Annotated in this window: 1 protein-coding gene; it reads left to right on the forward strand. The window is 42.2% G+C overall.

The annotated features are described in order from the left end of the window. Positions 1 to 602 (forward strand): thiamine pyrophosphate-dependent enzyme (locus A3761_RS21650; RefSeq protein ID WP_197473170.1); only part of this gene is annotated, 602 nt, incomplete at both ends.

A 602-nucleotide genomic window follows, 5' to 3' on the forward strand; every position in this document is an offset into this window, starting at 1 on the left:
TTTCGGAACTCATGGTAGTCGTTATGCGAATTTTACGATACAGAATGCTGATTTTGTCTTAGCTTTAGGTACTCGTCTCGACACTAAAGCCACTGGTACTCCTGTAAATACTTTTGCAAGGCAGGCTTGGAAGGCTGTAGTGGATATTGATAAGAATGAGCTTGAAAAGTTTGAACGTAATGACCTGAAAATAGATTGCCTTATTCAGCACGATGCGAAAGAGGTCATTGATCATTTACTGTCGTACAATGTAGAAACAGGCTTTTCTGCTTGGCTTGAAGTGATTCATGGATGGAAAACAACATATAGCTATAAAGCAGAGACATATCCCAAGGGGGAGTTTGTTGACCCGTACCAGTTCGTGGATATGTTTTCAAAAAGGATTCAAAACAAAGCGCATATATTTGTTGATACAGGCTCAGCAATCGCTTGGATGATGCAGGCTTTTAAACCTAATGCAGGGCATAGAGTTTGGCATGACTTTAACAACACAGCCATGGGGTGGGCCGTTCCAGCAGCTATCGCTTCAGCGTTTGCTGCAGATGATGTGCCCGTATATTGCGTTGTTGGTGATGGTAGCCTGATGATGAATATTCAAGAGT

The organism is Oleiphilus sp. HI0123, from assembly GCF_001635315.1.